Origin of the sequence: Eubacterium sp. MSJ-13 (assembly GCF_018918235.1) — a bacterium.
GTDB lineage: Bacteria > Bacillota > Clostridia > Lachnospirales > Lachnospiraceae > Butyribacter.
Map to the genome: position 1 here is coordinate 1 of NZ_JAHLQE010000063.1, position 18,395 is coordinate 18,395.

27 protein-coding genes are annotated in these 18,395 nt (G+C 37.9%); 25 read left to right on the forward strand and 2 right to left on the reverse strand.

The genetic code is table 11. The features are described 5' to 3' along the window. Nucleotides 1-151: 151 nt before the first annotated feature. Together KQI69_RS03920 and murC are read right to left on the reverse strand one after the other, a co-directional pair. Nucleotides 152-1,282: a DnaD domain protein gene (locus KQI69_RS03920; protein ID WP_216563994.1), complete on the reverse strand. Its 1,131-nt coding sequence runs from the start codon at nucleotides 1,280-1,282 to the stop codon at nucleotides 152-154. Nucleotides 1,283-1,553: 271 nt separating this feature from the next. Further along, nucleotides 1,554-2,936 (reverse strand): UDP-N-acetylmuramate--L-alanine ligase, encoded by a 1,383-nt coding sequence (murC, locus tag KQI69_RS03925; RefSeq protein ID WP_216563996.1) that lies wholly within the window; start codon nucleotides 2,934-2,936, stop codon nucleotides 1,554-1,556. 517 nt (nucleotides 2,937-3,453) lie between these two features. On the opposite strand from murC, the gene KQI69_RS03930 reads away from it, so the two are divergent. The 25 genes from KQI69_RS03930 (at nucleotide 3,454) to secY (ending at nucleotide 18,141) form a co-directional block, all read left to right on the forward strand. After that, nucleotides 3,454-4,728: a glucose-1-phosphate adenylyltransferase gene (locus KQI69_RS03930; protein WP_216563997.1), complete on the forward strand. Its 1,275-nt coding sequence runs from the start codon at nucleotides 3,454-3,456 to the stop codon at nucleotides 4,726-4,728. Continuing rightward, the gene (gene glgD, locus KQI69_RS03935; RefSeq protein WP_216563999.1) at nucleotides 4,725-5,846 is read left to right on the forward strand and encodes a glucose-1-phosphate adenylyltransferase subunit GlgD; all 1,122 of its coding nucleotides are present in this window, start codon (nucleotides 4,725-4,727) and stop codon (nucleotides 5,844-5,846) included. The genes KQI69_RS03930 and glgD overlap by 4 nt, the downstream gene beginning before the upstream one ends. Nucleotides 5,847-5,985: 139 nt before the next feature. Beyond that, a complete protein-coding gene (spoVG, locus tag KQI69_RS03940) occupies nucleotides 5,986-6,270 on the forward strand; it encodes a septation regulator SpoVG (RefSeq protein WP_216564001.1) in 285 nt (94 codons plus the stop codon). Nucleotides 6,271-6,742: 472 nt separating this feature from the next. Next, entirely contained in the window at nucleotides 6,743-7,060 is a 318-nt protein-coding gene (gene rpsJ / locus KQI69_RS03945) for a 30S ribosomal protein S10 (RefSeq protein WP_022014857.1), read from the forward strand. A 237-nt stretch (nucleotides 7,061-7,297) separates the two neighbouring features. Beyond that, a complete protein-coding gene (gene rplC / locus KQI69_RS03950; protein WP_216564003.1) occupies nucleotides 7,298-7,981 on the forward strand; it encodes a 50S ribosomal protein L3 in 684 nt (227 codons plus the stop codon). Between the two features lie 26 nt (nucleotides 7,982-8,007). Then, complete coding sequence (gene rplD / locus KQI69_RS03955) at nucleotides 8,008-8,631, forward strand: 50S ribosomal protein L4 (protein ID WP_216564005.1); 624 nt, start codon at nucleotides 8,008-8,010, stop codon at nucleotides 8,629-8,631. After that, on the forward strand, nucleotides 8,631-8,930 hold the full coding sequence (rplW, locus tag KQI69_RS03960) for a 50S ribosomal protein L23 (protein WP_216564007.1): 300 nt from the start codon (nucleotides 8,631-8,633) through the stop codon (nucleotides 8,928-8,930). The genes rplD and rplW overlap by 1 nt, the downstream gene beginning before the upstream one ends. Before the next feature lie 105 nt (nucleotides 8,931-9,035). Continuing rightward, nucleotides 9,036-9,881, forward strand: coding sequence for a 50S ribosomal protein L2 (gene rplB, locus KQI69_RS03965; protein WP_216564009.1), 846 nt, complete (start codon nucleotides 9,036-9,038; stop codon nucleotides 9,879-9,881). 75 nt (nucleotides 9,882-9,956) lie between these two features. Beyond that, a complete protein-coding gene (gene rpsS, locus KQI69_RS03970) occupies nucleotides 9,957-10,229 on the forward strand; it encodes a 30S ribosomal protein S19 (protein WP_022014862.1) in 273 nt (90 codons plus the stop codon). A gap of 76 nt (nucleotides 10,230-10,305) precedes the next feature. After that, nucleotides 10,306-10,695: a 50S ribosomal protein L22 gene (gene rplV / locus KQI69_RS03975; RefSeq protein ID WP_022014863.1), complete on the forward strand. Its 390-nt coding sequence runs from the start codon at nucleotides 10,306-10,308 to the stop codon at nucleotides 10,693-10,695. A 32-nt stretch (nucleotides 10,696-10,727) separates the two neighbouring features. After that, nucleotides 10,728-11,396 (forward strand): 30S ribosomal protein S3, encoded by a 669-nt coding sequence (gene rpsC / locus KQI69_RS03980; protein ID WP_216564010.1) that lies wholly within the window; start codon nucleotides 10,728-10,730, stop codon nucleotides 11,394-11,396. After that, entirely contained in the window at nucleotides 11,396-11,833 is a 438-nt protein-coding gene (rplP, locus tag KQI69_RS03985; protein WP_022014865.1) for a 50S ribosomal protein L16, read from the forward strand. Before rpsC ends, rplP begins: the two co-directional genes overlap by 1 nt. Beyond that, nucleotides 11,823-12,020: a 50S ribosomal protein L29 gene (rpmC, locus tag KQI69_RS03990; protein ID WP_216564012.1), complete on the forward strand. Its 198-nt coding sequence runs from the start codon at nucleotides 11,823-11,825 to the stop codon at nucleotides 12,018-12,020. Before rplP ends, rpmC begins: the two co-directional genes overlap by 11 nt. A gap of 58 nt (nucleotides 12,021-12,078) precedes the next feature. Further along, nucleotides 12,079-12,336, forward strand: coding sequence for a 30S ribosomal protein S17 (gene rpsQ, locus KQI69_RS03995; RefSeq protein ID WP_216564019.1), 258 nt, complete (start codon nucleotides 12,079-12,081; stop codon nucleotides 12,334-12,336). Between the two features lie 90 nt (nucleotides 12,337-12,426). After that, nucleotides 12,427-12,795, forward strand: coding sequence for a 50S ribosomal protein L14 (gene rplN / locus KQI69_RS04000; RefSeq protein WP_022014868.1), 369 nt, complete (start codon nucleotides 12,427-12,429; stop codon nucleotides 12,793-12,795). Between the two features lie 16 nt (nucleotides 12,796-12,811). Beyond that, nucleotides 12,812-13,117 carry a 50S ribosomal protein L24 gene (rplX, locus tag KQI69_RS04005; protein WP_216564013.1) on the forward strand — a complete coding sequence of 102 codons (306 nt, stop codon included), beginning with the start codon at nucleotides 12,812-12,814 and terminating at the stop codon, nucleotides 13,115-13,117. 23 nt (nucleotides 13,118-13,140) lie between these two features. Further along, the gene (rplE, locus tag KQI69_RS04010) at nucleotides 13,141-13,680 is read left to right on the forward strand and encodes a 50S ribosomal protein L5 (protein ID WP_022014870.1); all 540 of its coding nucleotides are present in this window, start codon (nucleotides 13,141-13,143) and stop codon (nucleotides 13,678-13,680) included. Between the two features lie 12 nt (nucleotides 13,681-13,692). Beyond that, on the forward strand, nucleotides 13,693-13,878 hold the full coding sequence (locus tag KQI69_RS04015) for a type Z 30S ribosomal protein S14 (RefSeq protein ID WP_022014871.1): 186 nt from the start codon (nucleotides 13,693-13,695) through the stop codon (nucleotides 13,876-13,878). Between the two features lie 14 nt (nucleotides 13,879-13,892). Then, nucleotides 13,893-14,294: a 30S ribosomal protein S8 gene (rpsH, locus tag KQI69_RS04020; protein WP_022014872.1), complete on the forward strand. Its 402-nt coding sequence runs from the start codon at nucleotides 13,893-13,895 to the stop codon at nucleotides 14,292-14,294. A gap of 59 nt (nucleotides 14,295-14,353) precedes the next feature. Continuing rightward, complete coding sequence (rplF, locus tag KQI69_RS04025; protein WP_022224482.1) at nucleotides 14,354-14,896, forward strand: 50S ribosomal protein L6; 543 nt, start codon at nucleotides 14,354-14,356, stop codon at nucleotides 14,894-14,896. 18 nt (nucleotides 14,897-14,914) lie between these two features. Then, nucleotides 14,915-15,283 carry a 50S ribosomal protein L18 gene (rplR, locus tag KQI69_RS04030; RefSeq protein WP_216564014.1) on the forward strand — a complete coding sequence of 123 codons (369 nt, stop codon included), beginning with the start codon at nucleotides 14,915-14,917 and terminating at the stop codon, nucleotides 15,281-15,283. Between the two features lie 40 nt (nucleotides 15,284-15,323). Further along, a complete protein-coding gene (gene rpsE, locus KQI69_RS04035) occupies nucleotides 15,324-15,833 on the forward strand; it encodes a 30S ribosomal protein S5 (RefSeq protein ID WP_022014875.1) in 510 nt (169 codons plus the stop codon). 25 nt (nucleotides 15,834-15,858) lie between these two features. Further along, nucleotides 15,859-16,041 (forward strand): 50S ribosomal protein L30, encoded by a 183-nt coding sequence (gene rpmD / locus KQI69_RS04040; protein ID WP_022014876.1) that lies wholly within the window; start codon nucleotides 15,859-15,861, stop codon nucleotides 16,039-16,041. 316 nt (nucleotides 16,042-16,357) lie between these two features. Continuing rightward, nucleotides 16,358-16,798 carry a 50S ribosomal protein L15 gene (rplO, locus tag KQI69_RS04045; protein ID WP_216564016.1) on the forward strand — a complete coding sequence of 147 codons (441 nt, stop codon included), beginning with the start codon at nucleotides 16,358-16,360 and terminating at the stop codon, nucleotides 16,796-16,798. 2 nt (nucleotides 16,799-16,800) lie between these two features. After that, on the forward strand, nucleotides 16,801-18,141 hold the full coding sequence (secY, locus tag KQI69_RS04050) for a preprotein translocase subunit SecY (RefSeq protein ID WP_216564017.1): 1,341 nt from the start codon (nucleotides 16,801-16,803) through the stop codon (nucleotides 18,139-18,141). Nucleotides 18,142-18,395 lie beyond the last annotated feature (254 nt).

Below are 18,395 nucleotides of genomic sequence, written 5' to 3' on the forward strand. Positions count from 1 at the left end.
GCTGGATTTCCGATATACTGCTTCCATTTTCTCGTCGTACACACCGTGTACGCACTGCAAAAATGTCATTGTATATCAAAAATTCATCTCGAAATTCTTCATTCAGAAGATTTCGAGAGTACATAAAATGGCAGTAACAGATATAAGTGTGTTATCTGTTAAGCAGTTTTCTTTCAAGTTCGCTTATTTCGGCATGAGAAGTATCTCTCTGTCTGAATGTATTAAATTGATTTTTCTTCACATAGCCGTTACTGCTGTTGGTATTTGCGTTGTATCTATAACTATTTTGGTTATTGTTATTTTTGGCTGTATTTTTTTCGGCTTTGCGCCTGGCATATATCTCATCAGCTTTTTCAACATCAAGTAATGTTTTTATACCGGATTTATGCCAATTGTCAAGAATACCTTCTGTATATTTGAAATCAGCTTTTTGTATTTTAAGCATGGTTCTGTTACAAGCTTCGATTATGACGCTTAAATCTATCATCCATTCTTTCTGCCAACGCTCAACAAACTGTTTTTCTATAATTGCAAGAGGTCTGCCTAGCCCAAAAGCCTTTGATATAGCTGTATATGCTGTATTATAATCAGTAGTAACTCTTTTGGCGTCTTCAGGGGTCTTTACACCTTGTTCGTGCCATGAGAGTGCAACTGCCTGTATATAATTTGAATTGCTCTTTCCGAGAGAAATACAGTATTCATATAGATGAAGCAGCAATTCAGATGAAAAGTGTAATGTACCGTAAAGGTATGATATAAGTTCTATTTCGTTTGGCTTAAAAGGGCGTTCAAGAAAAGATTCAACAACTTGGCATACCCATTGAAAATCTTTGTTTTCAGCCAGATTTTTCCTGAGTTCAGGAGAAATAGAAACCGACTCATTTTTTCCTTTTTCAGATGTAAATGGAATCTGTGGTGTACCTGCGACATCAACAGCCGTATCTTCCATATATGAATTTGATTTAGAAGATGCGTATACATCATCGGGACTAAACATTTGAATAGAGGAAATCTGCCCTGTAACTTCATCAGGGGTTATGCCGATAAGTCCTTTTTTTTCCCAATGCTGTAAGGCTCGTGCGATATCTCTTTCTGTGCTGTCCATTTTATCTGCAAGAAATGTTATGGAAATATCGTTTCTGCCGGATTGAACATATTCTGAAAGATATAAATATATTTTCACATAACTGCCATTTGCATCAAGCATAAAATGTTCGATAAAAGCATTACTTATCACAGTATTTGGTTGAATATATCCGGTACATGATAAAATATTATCCATTTATGATCCTCATTTCTCTGTATCTGTCTGTTTTTAGCATTTTGTGTGTCTGTTAAGTCCACCGTAAATGTATTTTAGCATGTTTTAAAAATGTTTCAAGTCATTGATATAAAACGATAATGTGCATTAAAAAAATGTGGATAATGTTGAAAGTGTTGATAAAATTCTGAAATGGCTTAAAACAGCCTGTTTGTATATAATTTGATGAATAAAAATATCCACAATCAATTGTGAAGAATTATCAACAATCAATTGTGGATAATGTGGATAACTATTTTTCAATGAGTGATTCGCCTATGGTTACAACATTTCCGGCCCCCATAGTTATCAACAAATCACCGTCAGTACATTTTTCCTGTAAAAATTTTTCAATTTCCTCAAAAGATGGGAAATAATAGGCTTTTTTTCCGAGTTTTGCAAGTTCGTCCTGAAGTGTTTTGGATGAAATATCGCCTGGATCCTGCTCTCTTGCAGCATATATATCAGCAAGAACAATATTTTCAGCATTTGAAAGTGCTTCTGCAAATTCTTTTAGAAGTGCTCTTGTTCTGCTGTATGTATGTGGCTGGAATACACACCACAGGTGCTTGTGTGGATATTTCTGTGCAGCGGTGAGAGTAGCTGTAATTTCTGTAGGATGATGTGCATAGTCATCAATAACAGTTACACCGTTAAATGTTCCTTTGAGTTCAAAACGACGTTCAGTTCCGACAAAATCAGAAAGACCATTTAAAATAGAAGTCTCGTCTATTTGATAATATTCTGACAAAGCAATCGCTGCAAGTGAATTTGAAATGTTGTGTTTTCCGACAACATTGAGTTTTACCTGCATATCTGTTTTTTGACCATTTCTGACAAGAGTATAGCAGCCGTGTCCCTTTTCATCAAAAGAAATGTCTGATGCGGAGTAATCCGCATCCTGGTCAAGTCCGAAAGTTATGACTTTACATGGAAGTCTGTCGATTATCTCGTTTAACCTGTCAATGTGTTTGTTTATTATGAGGACACCGTTTTCAGGGATTAGTTCAGCAAATTTTCTGAAAGAGTGTCTTATGTCATCTATATCTTTGAAAAAATCAAGGTGGTCAGCATCAATATTTAAAATAATACCGGCGGTAGGATGGAATTTTAGAAAGCTGTTTGTGTATTCGCATGCTTCCGTGATGAAATTTTCTGAATGGCCTATACGGATGTTTCCGCCGATGGAATCAAGGATGCCTCCTACGGATATTGTAGGATCTTTTTTTGCTGCAAGAAAAATCTGTGACAACATTGAAGTGGTAGTAGTTTTACCGTGTGTTCCTGAAATGCTGATGGCATTTTGATAATTTTTCATAACCTGCCCAACCATTTCAGCTCTTTCCATCATAGGAATGTTAAGTTTTTTTGCCTGAACAAATTCTGGATTGTCAGGATGGATTGCTGCTGTATAAACTACGAAATCAATATCATCAGTGATATTTTGTGATTTCTGACCATATATAATATTAACGCCTATGCTTTCGAGATGTTTGGTGATCTTACTTTCTTTTATATCTGAACCACAGACATTGAAACCGTTTTCATGAAGAAGCTGAGCAAAACCGCTCATACTTATACCTCCGATGCCAATAAAAAATACTTTGCATGGATTATTAAGATTTATTTGGTACATAACGCCACCGTCCTATCTGTTTTAATAAATTATTACTCATTATATTATAAACATTGGTTGAAAAAATACAATTGTAAAATGAAAATGTAACAAAAATATAAAAAAATTGTAACGAAAATAATAAAAGTAAATAAATTCTATTTTATTTTTTGTTTTTTTAGTTTGTAGCATATTTTTTTAATGATTATGTGTAAAATAGTTTACAAAATTATGTAAGAAGGGAAAAATTGTCAAAAATAACAAAAATTTATGTGAAAATTTTGTAGTATTTGTTCACATTTTGTTCATCTTGTGATATAATAAAAAGCACATTAGATGAATATACTATATTGTCACATGAAAATACAGATTCATTATAGTATTTGCGTAGAATATTTATGGTAATAGTAAAGGGATTGATATACTATCCAAAAATTCTCAGATGATCATATTTTATTCTTAGGTCGGACAGGCGTATGTGATTGTATATATATGAATTGAATAATTTCAAACGAAAAAACATAAAAGGGGTGATAGTGTGATTAAGAAAGAAATGATAGCTATGTTATTAGCAGGTGGACAAGGCTCACGTCTTGGTGTTCTTACAGCTGATGTTGCAAAACCAGCAGTGTCATTTGGAGGAAAGTACAGAATTATTGATTTCCCACTTAGCAACTGTATCAATTCAGGAGTAGATACAGTAGGTGTTCTTACACAGTACCAGCCGCTCAGGCTGAACACACATATCGGAATAGGTATTCCGTGGGATTTGGATAGAAATGTAGGTGGTGTGTCTATACTGCCGCCTTATGAGAAGAGTGCAAGCAGTGAATGGTATACAGGTACGGCAAATGCCATATACCAGAACTTAAGATATATGGAGTATTATAATCCTGACTATGTTCTCATTCTTGGTGGTGACCACATATATAAGATGGATTATGAAGTTATGCTTGATTTCCATAAGGCAAATAAAGCAGATGTAACACTCGCTACAATACCTGTTCCTATTGAGGAAGCAAGCAGATTTGGTGTAGTTATAACAGATGATAATGGAAGAATTCGGGAATTTGAGGAAAAACCTGAGCATCCAAGAAGCAATCTTGCTTCGATGGGTATTTACATATTCTCATGGCCAGTGTTAAAAGATGCACTTATAAAACTTAAAGATCAGCCGGCATGTGACTTTGGAAAGCATATTATTCCTTACTGTCATGAGCAGGGAAAACGTATTTTCGCATATGAGTACAATGGTTATTGGAAAGATGTAGGAACGCTTGGTGCTTATTGGGAAGCAAATATGGAGCTTACAGATCTTATCCCTGTATTTAATCTTTATGAGGAATATTGGAAGATATATACTAAGAGCGACAAGATTCCGCCACAGTTTATCTCGGATGAAGCTTCTATTGACAGGTCTATTATAGGTGAGGCATCAGAGATATATGGTGAGGTCAGCAATTCAGTTATTGGCTCTGGTGTTTATATTGCCCCTGGTGCAGTTGTGCGTGATTCGATAATCATGAGTTCTTCGTATATAGACGAAGGAACAGTTATAGACAAGTCTATCATTGCTGAAAATGTAAAGATAGGAAAGAATTGCAAACTTGGAGTTGGTGATGAGAAGCCAAATAAGGTTAAACCGGATGTATATTCATTCGGGCTTGTTACTATAGGTGAAGATAGTGTGGTTCCTGATGGAGTTAGTATAGGAAAGAATACGGCAATATCTGGAAAGACTGAGCTTAGTGATTATCCAAACGGATTACTTGACAGTGGTGAAACTTTGATTAAGGCAGGTGACAAGGTATGAGAGCAATAGGAATCGTGCTTGCTGGAGGAAACAGCAGCAGAATGAAAGAATTATCAAATAAAAGGGCAGTGGCAGCTATGCCTATAGCCGGCGGATTCAGGAGTATTGACTTCGTTCTCAGTAATATGAGCAATTCACATATTCAGAAAGTAGCAGTATTTACACAGTATAATGCAAAATCGCTTAATGAACATCTGAATTCATCAAAATGGTGGGATTTTGGACGTAAGCAGGGTGGTCTGTATGTATTTACGCCGACTACTACGCCGAGCAACAGCTATTGGTATAGAGGAACAGCAGATGCCATTGCACAGAATCTTGATTTCCTTAAATCAAGCCATGAGCCATATGTAGTTATAGCATCAGGAGACGGTGTATATAAAATGGATTATGCAAAAGTGCTTGAGTACCATATTGCTAAGAAGGCAGATGTTACTATTGTCACATCTACAGTTGATGAGAGGGATGATCCAAGCAGATTTGGTGTCATAAAGACAGATGCCGATGGAAGAGTTACCGATTTTGAGGAAAAACCGATTACGACAGATGGACATCAGGTTTCGACAGGAATATATGTAATAAGAAGACGCCAGCTCATAGAACTTATTGAAAAGGCTGCTGAGGAAGAAAGACATGACTTTGTTACTGATATCCTTATAAGATATAAGAACATCAAGAAAATATATGCATATAAGATGGATACATATTGGAGCAACATTGCATCAGTTGATTCATATTATAATACAAATATGGACTTCCTTAAAAGAGATGTAAGGGATTATTTCTTCAGACAGTATCCTGACATATATTCAAAGGTGGAAGATCTTCCGCCAGTTAAGTATAACCTTGGTTCAAATGTAAAGAACAGTCTTGTTTCAAGCGGTTGTATAATAAATGGTTCGGTAGAGAATTCTATCTTATTTAAGAAAGTATATATTGGAAATAATTGCACGATTAAAAATTCTATCATATTAAATGATGTATATATAGGAGACAATACTCACATTGAAAACTGTATAGTTGAGAGTAGAGATACTATCAGAGCTAATACAAATTATGTTGGTGAAAACGGACAGATTAAGATTGTTGTCGAAAAGAACGAAAGATATGCGCTATAATAAGCAGAAAAATTTTAAGCATTAAAAATTTAAGTATTAAATTTTAAATAAAAAGTTAATATCTAAAGCTTCAACACATCATGGCATTTTGTCATGGTGTGTTGTGGTGATAGAGGAAAAAACAAAAGGGGGTTAGGTTGTGCAGATAACAGATATAAGAGTGCGTAAGATTACAAAAGAAGGAAAGATGAAGGCAGTTGTATCAGTTACATTCGATGATATATTTGTCGTTCATGACATAAAAGTTATCGAAGGTGAGAAGGGGTTGTTTATTGCGATGCCAAGCAGACGTTCAGGAGATGGAGAGTATCGTGACATAGCTCATCCAATAAGTTCGGAGATGCGTGATAAGCTTCAGAGACAGATACTTGAAAAGTATGAGGAAGCTGTTAAGGAAAGCGAAGGAAATGACATAGAGGACTAGTGTACTGTATCAATGATACAATATACCAGTACAACGAATAATTAATAAATGTGAAAATAGCTAAAAGCATCGTGAAAAAACGGTGCTTTTTGTGCATTTTGGAGAAAAACAAAAAAACAAGTAAAAAAACAAAAAAAGTCTTGCAAAAGTAAGCGAAACAGTGTATACTAGCAACTGCTGTGACATTGATAGCGATGAAGCGTGAGGTTGCTGCCTTGATGGCAGGTTTTCCGTGGAGCGAATGTCAAGTTAGGAAACTGGCGACAAGTCACTGTACAACAATTTGATATCTTATATGTAATATTAGAAACATATTTAGATAAGGCGGGATTTCTGCGGCTTAATTTGTAAACCATAGCAGGAAACACCCGGATAAGTGTACAGTCACCACTTGTTCCGCTGAAATTAGCAGACTTGGCAAGAAGCCAGATCAGTATGTCTGCAAAAGTGCGAAAAGGAGGCGGCTTTTTTTATGGCAACAAATGTAATGAGAATTACACTTAAAGCGTATGACCACAATCAGATCGATCATGCTGCTGGAAAGATTATTGAGACATTGAAGAAAAACGGGGCAAAGGTTAGTGGTCCTGTACCTCTTCCAACAAAGAAGGAAGTAGTTACAATTCTTCGTGCTGTTCATAAGTATAAAGATTCCAGAGAACAGTTTGAGCAGAGAACTCACAAGAGACTGATTGATGTTATCGCTCCTACACAGAAGACTATCGAAGCTCTTACAAAGATGGATATTCCTTCTGGCGTAGCAGTCAATCTTAAAATGAAAGAAAAATAATTCTGAGAATTCTCAGGGCGGAGAAAAGTTCTCCGTGGGAAATGATTTCTTAATATAATTATAGAAACAATTCCCTTTTAAAAATGAGTAAGTCCTTAGGGTTTATATATAAATCGCGTAATATGCGGTTCGAGTTTTTGGTTTACGAACTTGCACATTATAGACCGTCTAGGATGATTTCAAACCTATATTAGGAAGATTTGAAATCCGCTGTAGATTAACAGGAGGTGCAAAACAATGAAGAAAGCTATTTTAGCTACAAAGGTCGGTATGACACAGATCTTTAACGAAAACGGAGTTTTAACTCCAGTCACTGTACTTCAGGCTGGTCCTTGCTATGTAACACAGGTAAAGACAGTTGACAATGATGGATACAGTGCAGTTCAGGTAGGTTTTGTTGATAAGAAAGACAAGGTTATCACAAAAGATGCCGCAGGTAAAAAAGAAATCAAGAGAAGTCATGGTGTTAATAAGCCATTACAGGGACATTTTGCAAAAGCTGGTGTTTCTGGAAAGAGATATCTGAAAGAATTCAAGTTTGAGAACGCTGAAGAGTACACACTCGGTCAGGAAATCAAGGCTGATATCTTTGAAGCAGGCGACAAGATTGATGCAACAGGAACTTCAAAAGGTAAAGGATTCCAGGGTGCAATCAAGAGACATGGTCTCCACAGAGGACCTATGGGACATGGTTCTAAGTTCCACAGACATGCAGGTTCAAACGGAGCTTGTTCAGATCCAAGCCGTGTATTCAAGGGTAAGAAGATGCCTGGTCAGATGGGTTCAGTAAAAGTTACTATCCAGAACCTTGAGATCGTAAGAGTAGACGCAGAGCAGAACTTAATCTTAGTTAAGGGAGCTGTTCCTGGACCTAAGAAAGCTTGTGTAGTATTAAAGGAAAGCGTTAAAGCTTCTAAATAATTCTTTTAGAAAGGAGGAAAACACAGATGGCTAACGTATCTGTTTATAATATGGAAGGTAGCGAAGTTGGCAAGATGGATTTAAATGACAACGTATTCGCTGCAAAAGTTAATGAACATTTAATGCATATGGCTGTTGTTTTACAGCTTGCAAATAAACGTCAGGGCACACAGAAAGCTAAGACTCGTTCAGAGGTCAGAGGCGGTGGAAGAAAGCCTTGGAGACAGAAGGGAACAGGTCATGCAAGACAGGGTTCTACAAGAGCTCCACAGTGGACAGGCGGCGGAATCGTTTTCGCTCCAACTCCTAGAGATTACTCTTTCAAGATGAACAAGAAAGAGAAAGCAGGAGCAATCAAGTCTGCTTTGACAACAAGAGTAAACGAGGATAAATTCTTCGTATTAGATTCTCTTAAATTTGATGAGATCAAGACAAAGAAAATGGTTGCTGTACTTGATGCATTAAAAGTAAACAAAGCACTTGTAATCCTTGATGGTGAGGATAATGCAAATGTTGCTGTTTCAGCAAGAAACATTGAAGGAGTAAGAACTATTCCTGTAAATGCAATCAATGTATACGACATTATGAAATATGAGACAGTTATTCTTACAAAGAGTGCTGTAGCTAAAATTGAGGAGGTGTACGCATAATGGCAGATTTAAAGTATTATGATATCATTCAGAAGCCTATCATCACAGAGAAATCTATGACAGCTATGGAAGATAAGAAGTACACTTTCGCTGTACACACAGAAGCAACTAAGGCTCAGATCAAAGAAGCTGTTGAGAAGCTTTTTGAGGGAACAAAGGTTGCTAAAGTCAACACAATGAACTTAGATGGAAAGACACGCCGTCGTGGAAGAACAGTTGGAAAGACAGCTAAGTCTAAGAAAGCTATTGTTAAGTTGACAGAGGATAGCAAGGACATCGAAATCTTTGAAGGTCTGTAAAATACAGCCTTAAGGATTGGATGATGCATCCAGAGGTCGGAAATAACGCGTGGAAAACCTATCGCGCGGATCATTTTATAATGAGTATTGAAAGGAGAAAATGTCATGGGAATTAAATCATTTAACCCATATACACCTTCTAGAAGACACATGACAGTTGTTGACAGAACAGAGCTTTCAACGGCTGCACCTGAGAAGTCACTCACAGTGTCATTGAAGAAGAACGCTGGTCGTAATGCTCAGGGTAAGATTACTGTAAGACATCGCGGTGGCGGTTCAAAGAGAAAATACAGAATCATTGATTTTAAGAGAAATAAAGATGGTGTTCCAGCAACAGTAAAGAGTATCGAGTATGATCCAAACAGAACAGCAAACATTGCACTTATCGCATATGCTGATGGACAGAAGGCTTATATCCTTGCTCCAGAAGGACTTAAGGTTGGACAGAAAGTTATGAACGGTGCTGAAGCTGAGATCGCAGTTGGAAACTGTCTCCCACTTGAGAATATTCCAGTAGGTACACAGATTCACAACATCGAGCTTATGCCTGGTAAGGGTGGACAGCTTGTACGTGCAGCAGGAAACAGTGCACAGCTTATGGCTAAAGAAGGAAAATATGCAACACTCAGACTTCCTTCAGGCGAAATGAGAATGGTACCTATCGGTGCTCGTGCAACAATCGGTGTTATCGGAAACGGTGAGCATGCACTTGTAAATATCGGTAAAGCAGGACGTAAACGTAACATGGGTATCAGACCTACAGTTCGTGGTTCTGTTATGAACCCTAATGATCATCCACACGGTGGTGGTGAAGGTAAGACTAGTGTCGGACGTCCGGGTCCATGTACTCCTTGGGGTAAACCTGCTCTTGGTCTTAAGACACGTAAGAAGAACAACAAGTCAAATAAGATGATTGTTAGAAGAAGAGATGGTAAAGCCTTAGCTAAATAATTATTATCTAAAGGCAGCCACATGAGTTGAATTGGATTAGCCGGTGATCATTATACCGGCAGAATGGAGGATACAATGGCACGTTCATTAAAAAAAGGACCTTTTGCTGATGCCAGCCTTCTTAAGAAGGTAGATGCTCAGGTAGCATCAGGTGACAAGCAGGTTATTAAGACATGGTCTCGTCGTTCCACTATTTACCCATCATTCGTAGGTTTGACATTCGCAGTACATGATGGAAGAAAGCATGTACCTGTTTATGTTACAGAGGATATGGTTGGACACAAACTCGGCGAGTTCGTTTCTACAAGAACTTACAGAGGTCATGGTAAAGACGAAAAGAAGAGATAATATATAAATTGATGATGCTATGCGTGGCATAGGCCACCGTAGCAATTTCACAGAACTTGAAAGGAGGCTTCATCAAATGGCAAAGGGACATAGATCTCAAATTAAGAGAGAGAGAAATGAAAACCAGAAAGACACTAGACCTTCAGCAAAATTATCATACGCTAGAGTATCAGTACAGAAGGCATGTTATGTGTTAGATGCCATCAGAGGCAAAGATGTAGAGACAGCAATCGGTATTTTAACATACAACCCAAGATATGCTTCAAGCATCATTTTAAAATTATTACAGTCTGCAGTTGCAAATGCTGAAAACAACAATGGAATGAATCCTGCTGATTTATACATTGAAGAGTGTTTCGCAAATAAAGGACCGACAATGAAGAGAATCAGACCAAGAGCTCAGGGTAGAGCTTACCGCATCGAAAAGAGAATGAGCCATATTACAATTATTCTTAACGAGCGTTAATAATTGCATCTGGTCTATGAAAGGAGAATATAATGGGACAGAAAGTTAATCCTCATGGTTTAAGAGTCGGCGTTATCAGTGACTGGGATTCTAATTGGTTTGCAGAGGAGAATTTTGCAGATTATCTTGTAGAAGATTACAAGATTAGAGAGTTTGTAAAGAAGAAATTATACAGCGCCGGAATTTCAAAAATTGAGATTGAAAGACCTACTGACAAAGTTAGAGTTATTATTCATACAGCTAAGCCTGGTTTCGTAATCGGTAAGGGCGGCGAGGAAATAGAGAAATTAAAGAAAGAGCTTGCAAAAGTTATCGCAAGAAAGACAGCACTTGACATCAAGATTATGGATGTTAAGAACCCTGACAAACATGCTCAGTTAGTAGCTGAGAACATTGCTGCACAGTTAGAGAACCGTGTTTCTTTCCGTCGTGCAATGAAGTCTGCAATGGGTAGAACATTAAAGACTGGTGCAAAGGGTATCAAGGCATCTGTTTCAGGACGTCTTGGTGGAGCTGATATGGCTCGTACAGAGTTCTACAGCGAAGGTACTATTCCACTTCAGACTTTGCGTGCTGATATTGATTATGGTTTCGCAGAGGCTGACACAACTTATGGTAAAGTTGGTGTTAAGGTATGGATCTACAATGGTGAAGTACTTCCAACAAAGAACAATGCCAAAAAGGAATGGAGCGATAAATAATGTTAATGCCTAAGAGAGTTAAACATCGTAAGCAGTTCCGTGGTAGAATGACAGGAAAAGCGCTCAGAGGAAATAAAATCACAAATGGTGATTTCGGTATTGTAGCAATGGAGCCAGCTTGGATCAAATCAAATCAGATCGAGGCAGCCCGTATTGCTATGACACGTTACATCAAGCGTGGTGGTAAAGTTTGGATTAAGATTTTCCCAGACAAGCCGGTAACAAAGACTCCAGCCGAAACTCGAATGGGTAAAGGTAAAGGTGCTCTTGAATATTGGGTAGCAGTAGTTAAACCTGGTCGTGTAATGTTTGAAATTTCAGGTGTATCTGAAGAAGTAGCCAGAGAAGCTTTACGTCTTGCAACACACAAATTACCTGTTAAGTGTAAGATCGTATCTCGTGCAGACTTAGAAGGAGGTGCGGGCAGTGAAGAGTAAGCAGTTTTTAGAGGAATTAAGAAGTAAATCTGTTGAAGAATTAAACGCTGATTTAGACGCTGCAAAGAAGGAACTTTTTAACTTAAGATTCCAGAACGCAACAAATCAGTTAGACAATACAAGCAGAATCAAAGAGGTTAAGAGAAATATTGCCAGAATTAAGACAGTGCTCGCAGCACAGAATTAATTTGCATTGTTATCTCAATTAACATGTTGAACGCAATCAACTTTGAAAGGAGGACACGATCGTGGAGAGAAATCTTAGAAAGACTCGTGTAGGTAAAGTAGTAAGCGATAAGATGGATAAGACAATTGTTGTTGCAATCGTAGATAACGTAAAACATCCACTTTACAACAAGATCATCAAGAGAACTTACAAATTAAAGGCTCATGATGAAGAAAATACATGCAAGATTGGTGATAGAGTCAGAGTAATGGAGACAAGACCTTTATCAAAGGATAAGAGATGGAGACTTGTTGAAGTTATTGAGAGAGCTAAATAATTCATCAATATTATATATAGAGTATGTAAGACAAGTTAATATATATTCGTGATTGATAACCGCATTATGCGGCAGAAAATGGAGGTAAACATGGTACAGCAGGAATCAAGACTTAAAGTAGCTGATAATACAGGTGCTAAAGAACTTCTTTGTATCAGAGTTATGGGTGGTTCAACCAGAAGATATGCCAACATCGGTGATGTCATCGTTGCTTCTGTCAAAGATGCAACACCAGGCGGTGTTGTAAAAAAAGGTGATGTTGTTAAGGCCGTTGTTGTTCGTACAGTAAATAGTACTCGCCGTCCTGATGGTTCTTACATCAGATTTGATGAGAACGCAGCAGTAATCATCAAAGATGACAAGACACCAAGAGGAACTCGTATCTTTGGACCAGTCGCTAGAGAATTAAGAGACAAACAGTTCATGAAAATCGTTTCATTAGCACCAGAAGTGTTATAAGGAGGTGTCACACAAAATGGCAACTAGCAAGATTAAAAAGGGCGATACAGTAAGAGTTATCGCTGGTAAAGATAAAGGCAGAGAAGGTAAAGTAAGTTCTGTAAAGAATGGTAAAGTCGTTGTTGAGGGCATCAACCAGGTTACAAAACATACTAAACCAAGCCAGGCAAATCCACAGGGTGGTATCGTACAGCAGGATGCAGCAATCGATGTATCAAATGTTATGTATGTTAGCAATGGAAAAGCTTCACGTGTCGGATTCAAGATTGAAGATGGCAAGAAGGTTCGTTATGCAAAAGCAACTGGTGAAGTAATCGACTAATTTCAGAAAGGAGGCAGTTAGCTTTGACTCGTTTAAAAGAGACTTATCAGAATGAGATCGTTAAAGGAATGACCGACAAATTCGGTTATAAAAATGTTATGCAGGTACCAAAGCTCGCAAAGATCGTTATCAATATGGGTATTGGTGAAGCAAAAGAAAATTCAAAAGTTTTAGATGCAGCAGTAGCTGAACTTGAAATCATCGCCGGACAGAAAGTTGTTACAACAAAGGCTAAAAACTCTGTTGCCAACTTCAAGATCAGAGAAGGCATGCCTATCGGATGTAAGGTTACACTCCGTGGCGACAAGATGTATGAGTTCTTAGATCGTCTTGTAAATTTAGCATTACCTCGTGTACGTGACTTTAGAGGTGTAAACCCTAATGCATTTGATGGTAGAGGTAACTATGCACTTGGAATCAAGGAACAGTTAATCTTCCCTGAAATCGAGTATGACAAAGTAGACAAAGTAAGAGGTATGGACATTATATTTGTTACTACCGCTGAAACTGATGAAGAGGCTCGTGAATTATTAACACAGTTCGGTATGCCTTTCAAGAAATAAGGAGGTAATTTCATGGCTAAGACTTCTATGAAAGTTAAGCAGCAGCGCAAAGCTAAATTCTCTACAAGAGAGTATAGCCGTTGTAGAATTTGTGGTCGTCCACATGCTTATTTAAGAAAATACGGAATTTGCAGAATCTGCTTCCGTGAGTTAGCTTATAAAGGACAGATTCCAGGCGTGAAGAAAGCAAGCTGGTAAGGAGGTAAACTAAGATGATGACGAGCGATCCTATTGCAGATATGCTTACAAGAATCCGTAATGCAAACACTGCAAAGCATGATACAGTAGATGTACCTGGCTCAAAGATGAAGGTTTCTATCGCTGAAATCCTCAAAAAAGAAGGTTACATTAAGGATTTTGAAATGATAGATGTTGATGGAATCAAGATGATCCATATCACATTAAAATACGGTGCAAACAAGAACGAGAAGATTATTACAGGAATCAAGAGAATTTCTAAACCAGGTCTTCGTGTTTATGCCGGAAAAGATGAACTTCCTAAAGTACTTGGTGGACTTGGTATTGCAATCATTTCTACAAACAAGGGCGTTATGACAGATAAGGAAGCTAGAAAAGAAAATGTTGGCGGCGAGGTTCTTGCATTTGTTTGGTAATCCGGACAATGCAGGTCTTGTCTTAATATAAACCGAAAGAAAATATGGAGGTGCGGCATATGTCACGTATCGGAAGAATGCCTATCGCGATACCATCAGGCGTAACTGTTGATATTGCAGAAAATAATAAAGTGACTGTAAAAGGACCAAAGGGAACTCTTGAGAGAGTTTTACCTGCAGAGATGGAAATCAAGAAAGAGGGCGAGGAAGTTATCGTAAATCGTCCAAACGATCTTAAGAAGATGAAATCTTTACATGGTCTTACTAGAACTCTTATCTACAACATGGTTGTAGGTGTTACAGAGGGATATCAGAAAGAGCTCGAAGTAAACGGTGTTGGTTACAGAGCTCAGAAACAGGGAAAGAAACTTACACTTTCTCTTGGATATTCTCATCCTGTTGAGATGGAAGATCCAGAAGGTCTTGAAGTAATCGTTGAAGGACAGAACAAGATTATCGTTAAAGGTATCGATAAGGAAAAAGTCGGCCAGTACGCTGCTGAAATCAGAGAGAAGAGAGCTCCAGAACCTTATAAGGGTAAGGGTATTAAGTACTCTGATGAAGTTATCAGACGTAAAGTTGGTAAGACAGGTAAAAAATAAAAAAGGAGTGAATATACGATGATTAAAAAGCAGTCAAGAAGTGAAGTTCGTGTGAAGAAACACATGAAGGTTCGTAATCGTTTCTCAGGCACAGCCGAGAGACCACGTTTAGCTGTATTTAGAAGCAACAATCATATGTACGCTCAGATTATCGATGATACTGTTGGTAATACTTTGGTATCAGCTTCAACTTTACAGAAAGATGTTAAAGAAGGTTTAGAGAAAACTAACAATGTTGAAGCAGCTACTAAACTTGGCGAAGTAATCGCAAAGAGAGCATTAGATAAAGGTATTACAACTGTTGTCTTTGATAGAGGCGGTTTCATATATCAGGGTAAGGTTAAGGCTTTAGCTGAAGCAGCAAGAGAAGCAGGATTAGAATTCTAATATTGGTTGGGATTCGTGAATTGATTTAGGAGGAAAACTCATGAAACGTACAATTATTGATGCCAGCCAGTTAGAGCTGGAAGATAATGTAGTAACAATCAAGCGTGTTACCAAAGTAGTTAAAGGTGGACGTAACATGAAATTTACTGCATTAGTAGTAGTTGGCGATAAGAACGGACATGTTGGTGTTGGTCTTGGAAAAGCAACAGAAATTCCTGAAGCTATCCGTAAAGGAAAAGAAGATGCCATCAAGAAACTTGTTGAAGTTCCTATCGACGAGAACGGCAGCGTACCACATGACTTAACAGGTAAGTTTGGTAGTGCATCCGTACTTATTAAGAGAGCTCCAGAAGGTACTGGTATCATCGCAGGTGGTCCAGCCCGTGCCGTACTTGAGCTTGCAGGTTACAAAAACATCCGTACAAAGTCTCTTGGTTCTAACAACAAGCAGAACGTAGTACTTGCAGCAGTAAATGGTCTTAGCAACCTTAAGAGACCTGAAGATGTAGCAAAGGCTCGTGGTATCTCATTGGAGGAACTTTTAGGCTAATTGTTTAAACTGAATGGAGGCTATTATGGCAGATAAGTTAAAGGTTACATTAGTAAAATCTACAATCGGTGCCATTCCAAAACAGCGTGCAACTGTTGAAGCATTAGGCTTAAAGAAAGTAAACAAGACAGTTGAGCTGCCTGACAACGAAGCAGTTAGAGGAATGATCTGGCACGTAAGACACCTTGTTAAGGTAGAAGAGATCTAATATAGATTCGTGAATAAAGAAACGCGGTAAGGGGAGAGTTATTATGATAGCTCATGAGTCCCCCTGCGGCGTTATTTTTATTAAAATTCTACTGTACAAACAGGTATTGTTTATGGTAGAATATTGAATTGTAGCGAGGGCATAGCCAAGCTACGCTTGGCATTAGAAAAAAGCAAAAACAGCTTTTTTCTAAAATTGCGAAGTTTGCCGCTATAAAAAGCAAGAACAGCTTTTTTAAACAGTGAGCATTTTGCAGTTGCCCGTTAGTGATTTGTGTGGCTGTGAGAGGTACAGCCCAGTTTTAGGAGGTTAAACAATGAATTTATCAGAATTAAGTCCAGCAGCAGGTTCAAAACAGAGCGACAACTTCAGACGTGGTCGTGGTCATGGTTCAGGAAACGGAAAGACAGCAGGTAAGGGTCATAAAGGTCAGAAGGCTCGTTCTGGTGCTCCACGTCCTGGTTTTGAAGGTGGACAGATGCCACTTTACAGACGTATTCCAAAGAGAGGTTTCACAAACATTAACTCTAAGGAAATCGTTGCTATTAATGTTGACAAATTAGAAAAATTTACAGACGGTGATGTAGTAACAGTTGAAGCATTACTTGAAAAAGGTATCATCAGCAACCCTAAGGATGGCGTTAAGATACTTGGAAATGGAGAATTAACTAAGAAGCTTACAGTACAGGTAAACGCATTCAGCAAGAGTGCTGTTGAGAAGATTGAGGCTCTTGGTGGAAAAGCTGAGGTGATCTAAGGATGTTTGAAACAGTCCGTAATGCATTTAAGATCAAAGATTTAAGAAAGAAGCTTCTCTATACTTTCTTTACTTTGATAGTTGTCCGTATTGGTTCACAGCTTCCAGTTCCGGGAGTTAAGTATGAGGCAATCAGGGAAATGTTCAACTCACAGAAGTCACTCGATTTCTTCAATCAGTTGACAGGTGGTTCATTTGAATCAATGTCAATCTTTGCGTTGAACATTACACCATACATTACAGCATCAATTATTATTCAGCTTCTCACGATCGCTATTCCTCGTTTAGAGGAACTTCACAAAGATGGTGAGGAGGGAAGAAAGAAACTCACAGAATATACAAGATATGTGACAATCGGACTTTCAGTAATGGAAAGTGCTGCCATGGCTATTGGCTTTGGTAACAGCGGATACCTTACTGACGATAAGATTACGTTCACATCAGTTTCAGTCATCATTGTATCATTGACAGCAGGTTCTGCTTTCTTAATGTGGTTAGGTGAGCAGATTACTGAAAAGGGTGTAGGAAACGGTATATCTATTATCCTTTTATATAATATCGTTTCAAGATTGCCAAATGATATGGCAAATCTCTACGAGAAGTTTATAAAGGGTGCAACTACAGTAACAAATGGTTTATTGGCAGCAATAGTTATTATTGCAGTATTACTTGGAATGGTAGTATTTATTATCGTTCTTTCAGATGGTGAGAGAAGAATAAGCGTACAGTATTCAAAGAAGACACAGGGAAGAAAACTTGTCGGTGGACAGTCATCACATATTCCACTTAAAGTAAACACAGCAGGTGTTATTCCTGTAATCTTTGCAGGCTCACTTTTCTCAATGCCAATCGTTATTGCGGGATTTGCAGGTATCCAGCCGGCATCAGGAGATGGTGCTTCATTGGGGCAGAAGATATTGAAAGTGTTAAATCAGAATTCATGGTGTAATTTTGACAGCCTTGGCGAGTTCAAATATACACTTGGTCTTGTTGTATATATAGTATTGCTTATATTCTTTGCATACTTCTATACTTCAATAACATTCAATCCACAGGAGATTGCAATGAATATGAAAAAACAGGGTGGTTTCATTCCTGGAATCAGACCTGGTAAACCAACGACTGATTATCTTACAAAAATCCTTAACAGCATCATTTTCATCGGTGCAGTAGGATTATCATTTGTAGCAATAGTACCTATTTTCTTCTCAGGTGCATTCGGTGCAAATGTATCATTCGGTGGAACATCACTTATCATTATCGTAGGTGTTGTACTTGAGACATTGAAACAGGTAGAGTCACAGATGTTAGTTCGTCATTATAGAGGATTTATCAGTGATTAATATCTGATTTGTCGGAAGATAAATATTGCTGTAGTTATACAGTAATATTGTACTTATAAATATAAAAAGCCATGTACTTCGGTGCATGGCTTTTTTTCAGTCTATATGATACAATTAGGTCAAGCGTTGATTTTCAGAGTTTCTGGTGAAATTTTGTTATGTATAAAAGGCGTGGATGTTTGTAAGAGATTATAAAATGTACTCTCGGAATCTTCTGAACGAAGAATTTCGAGATGAATTTTTGATATACAATG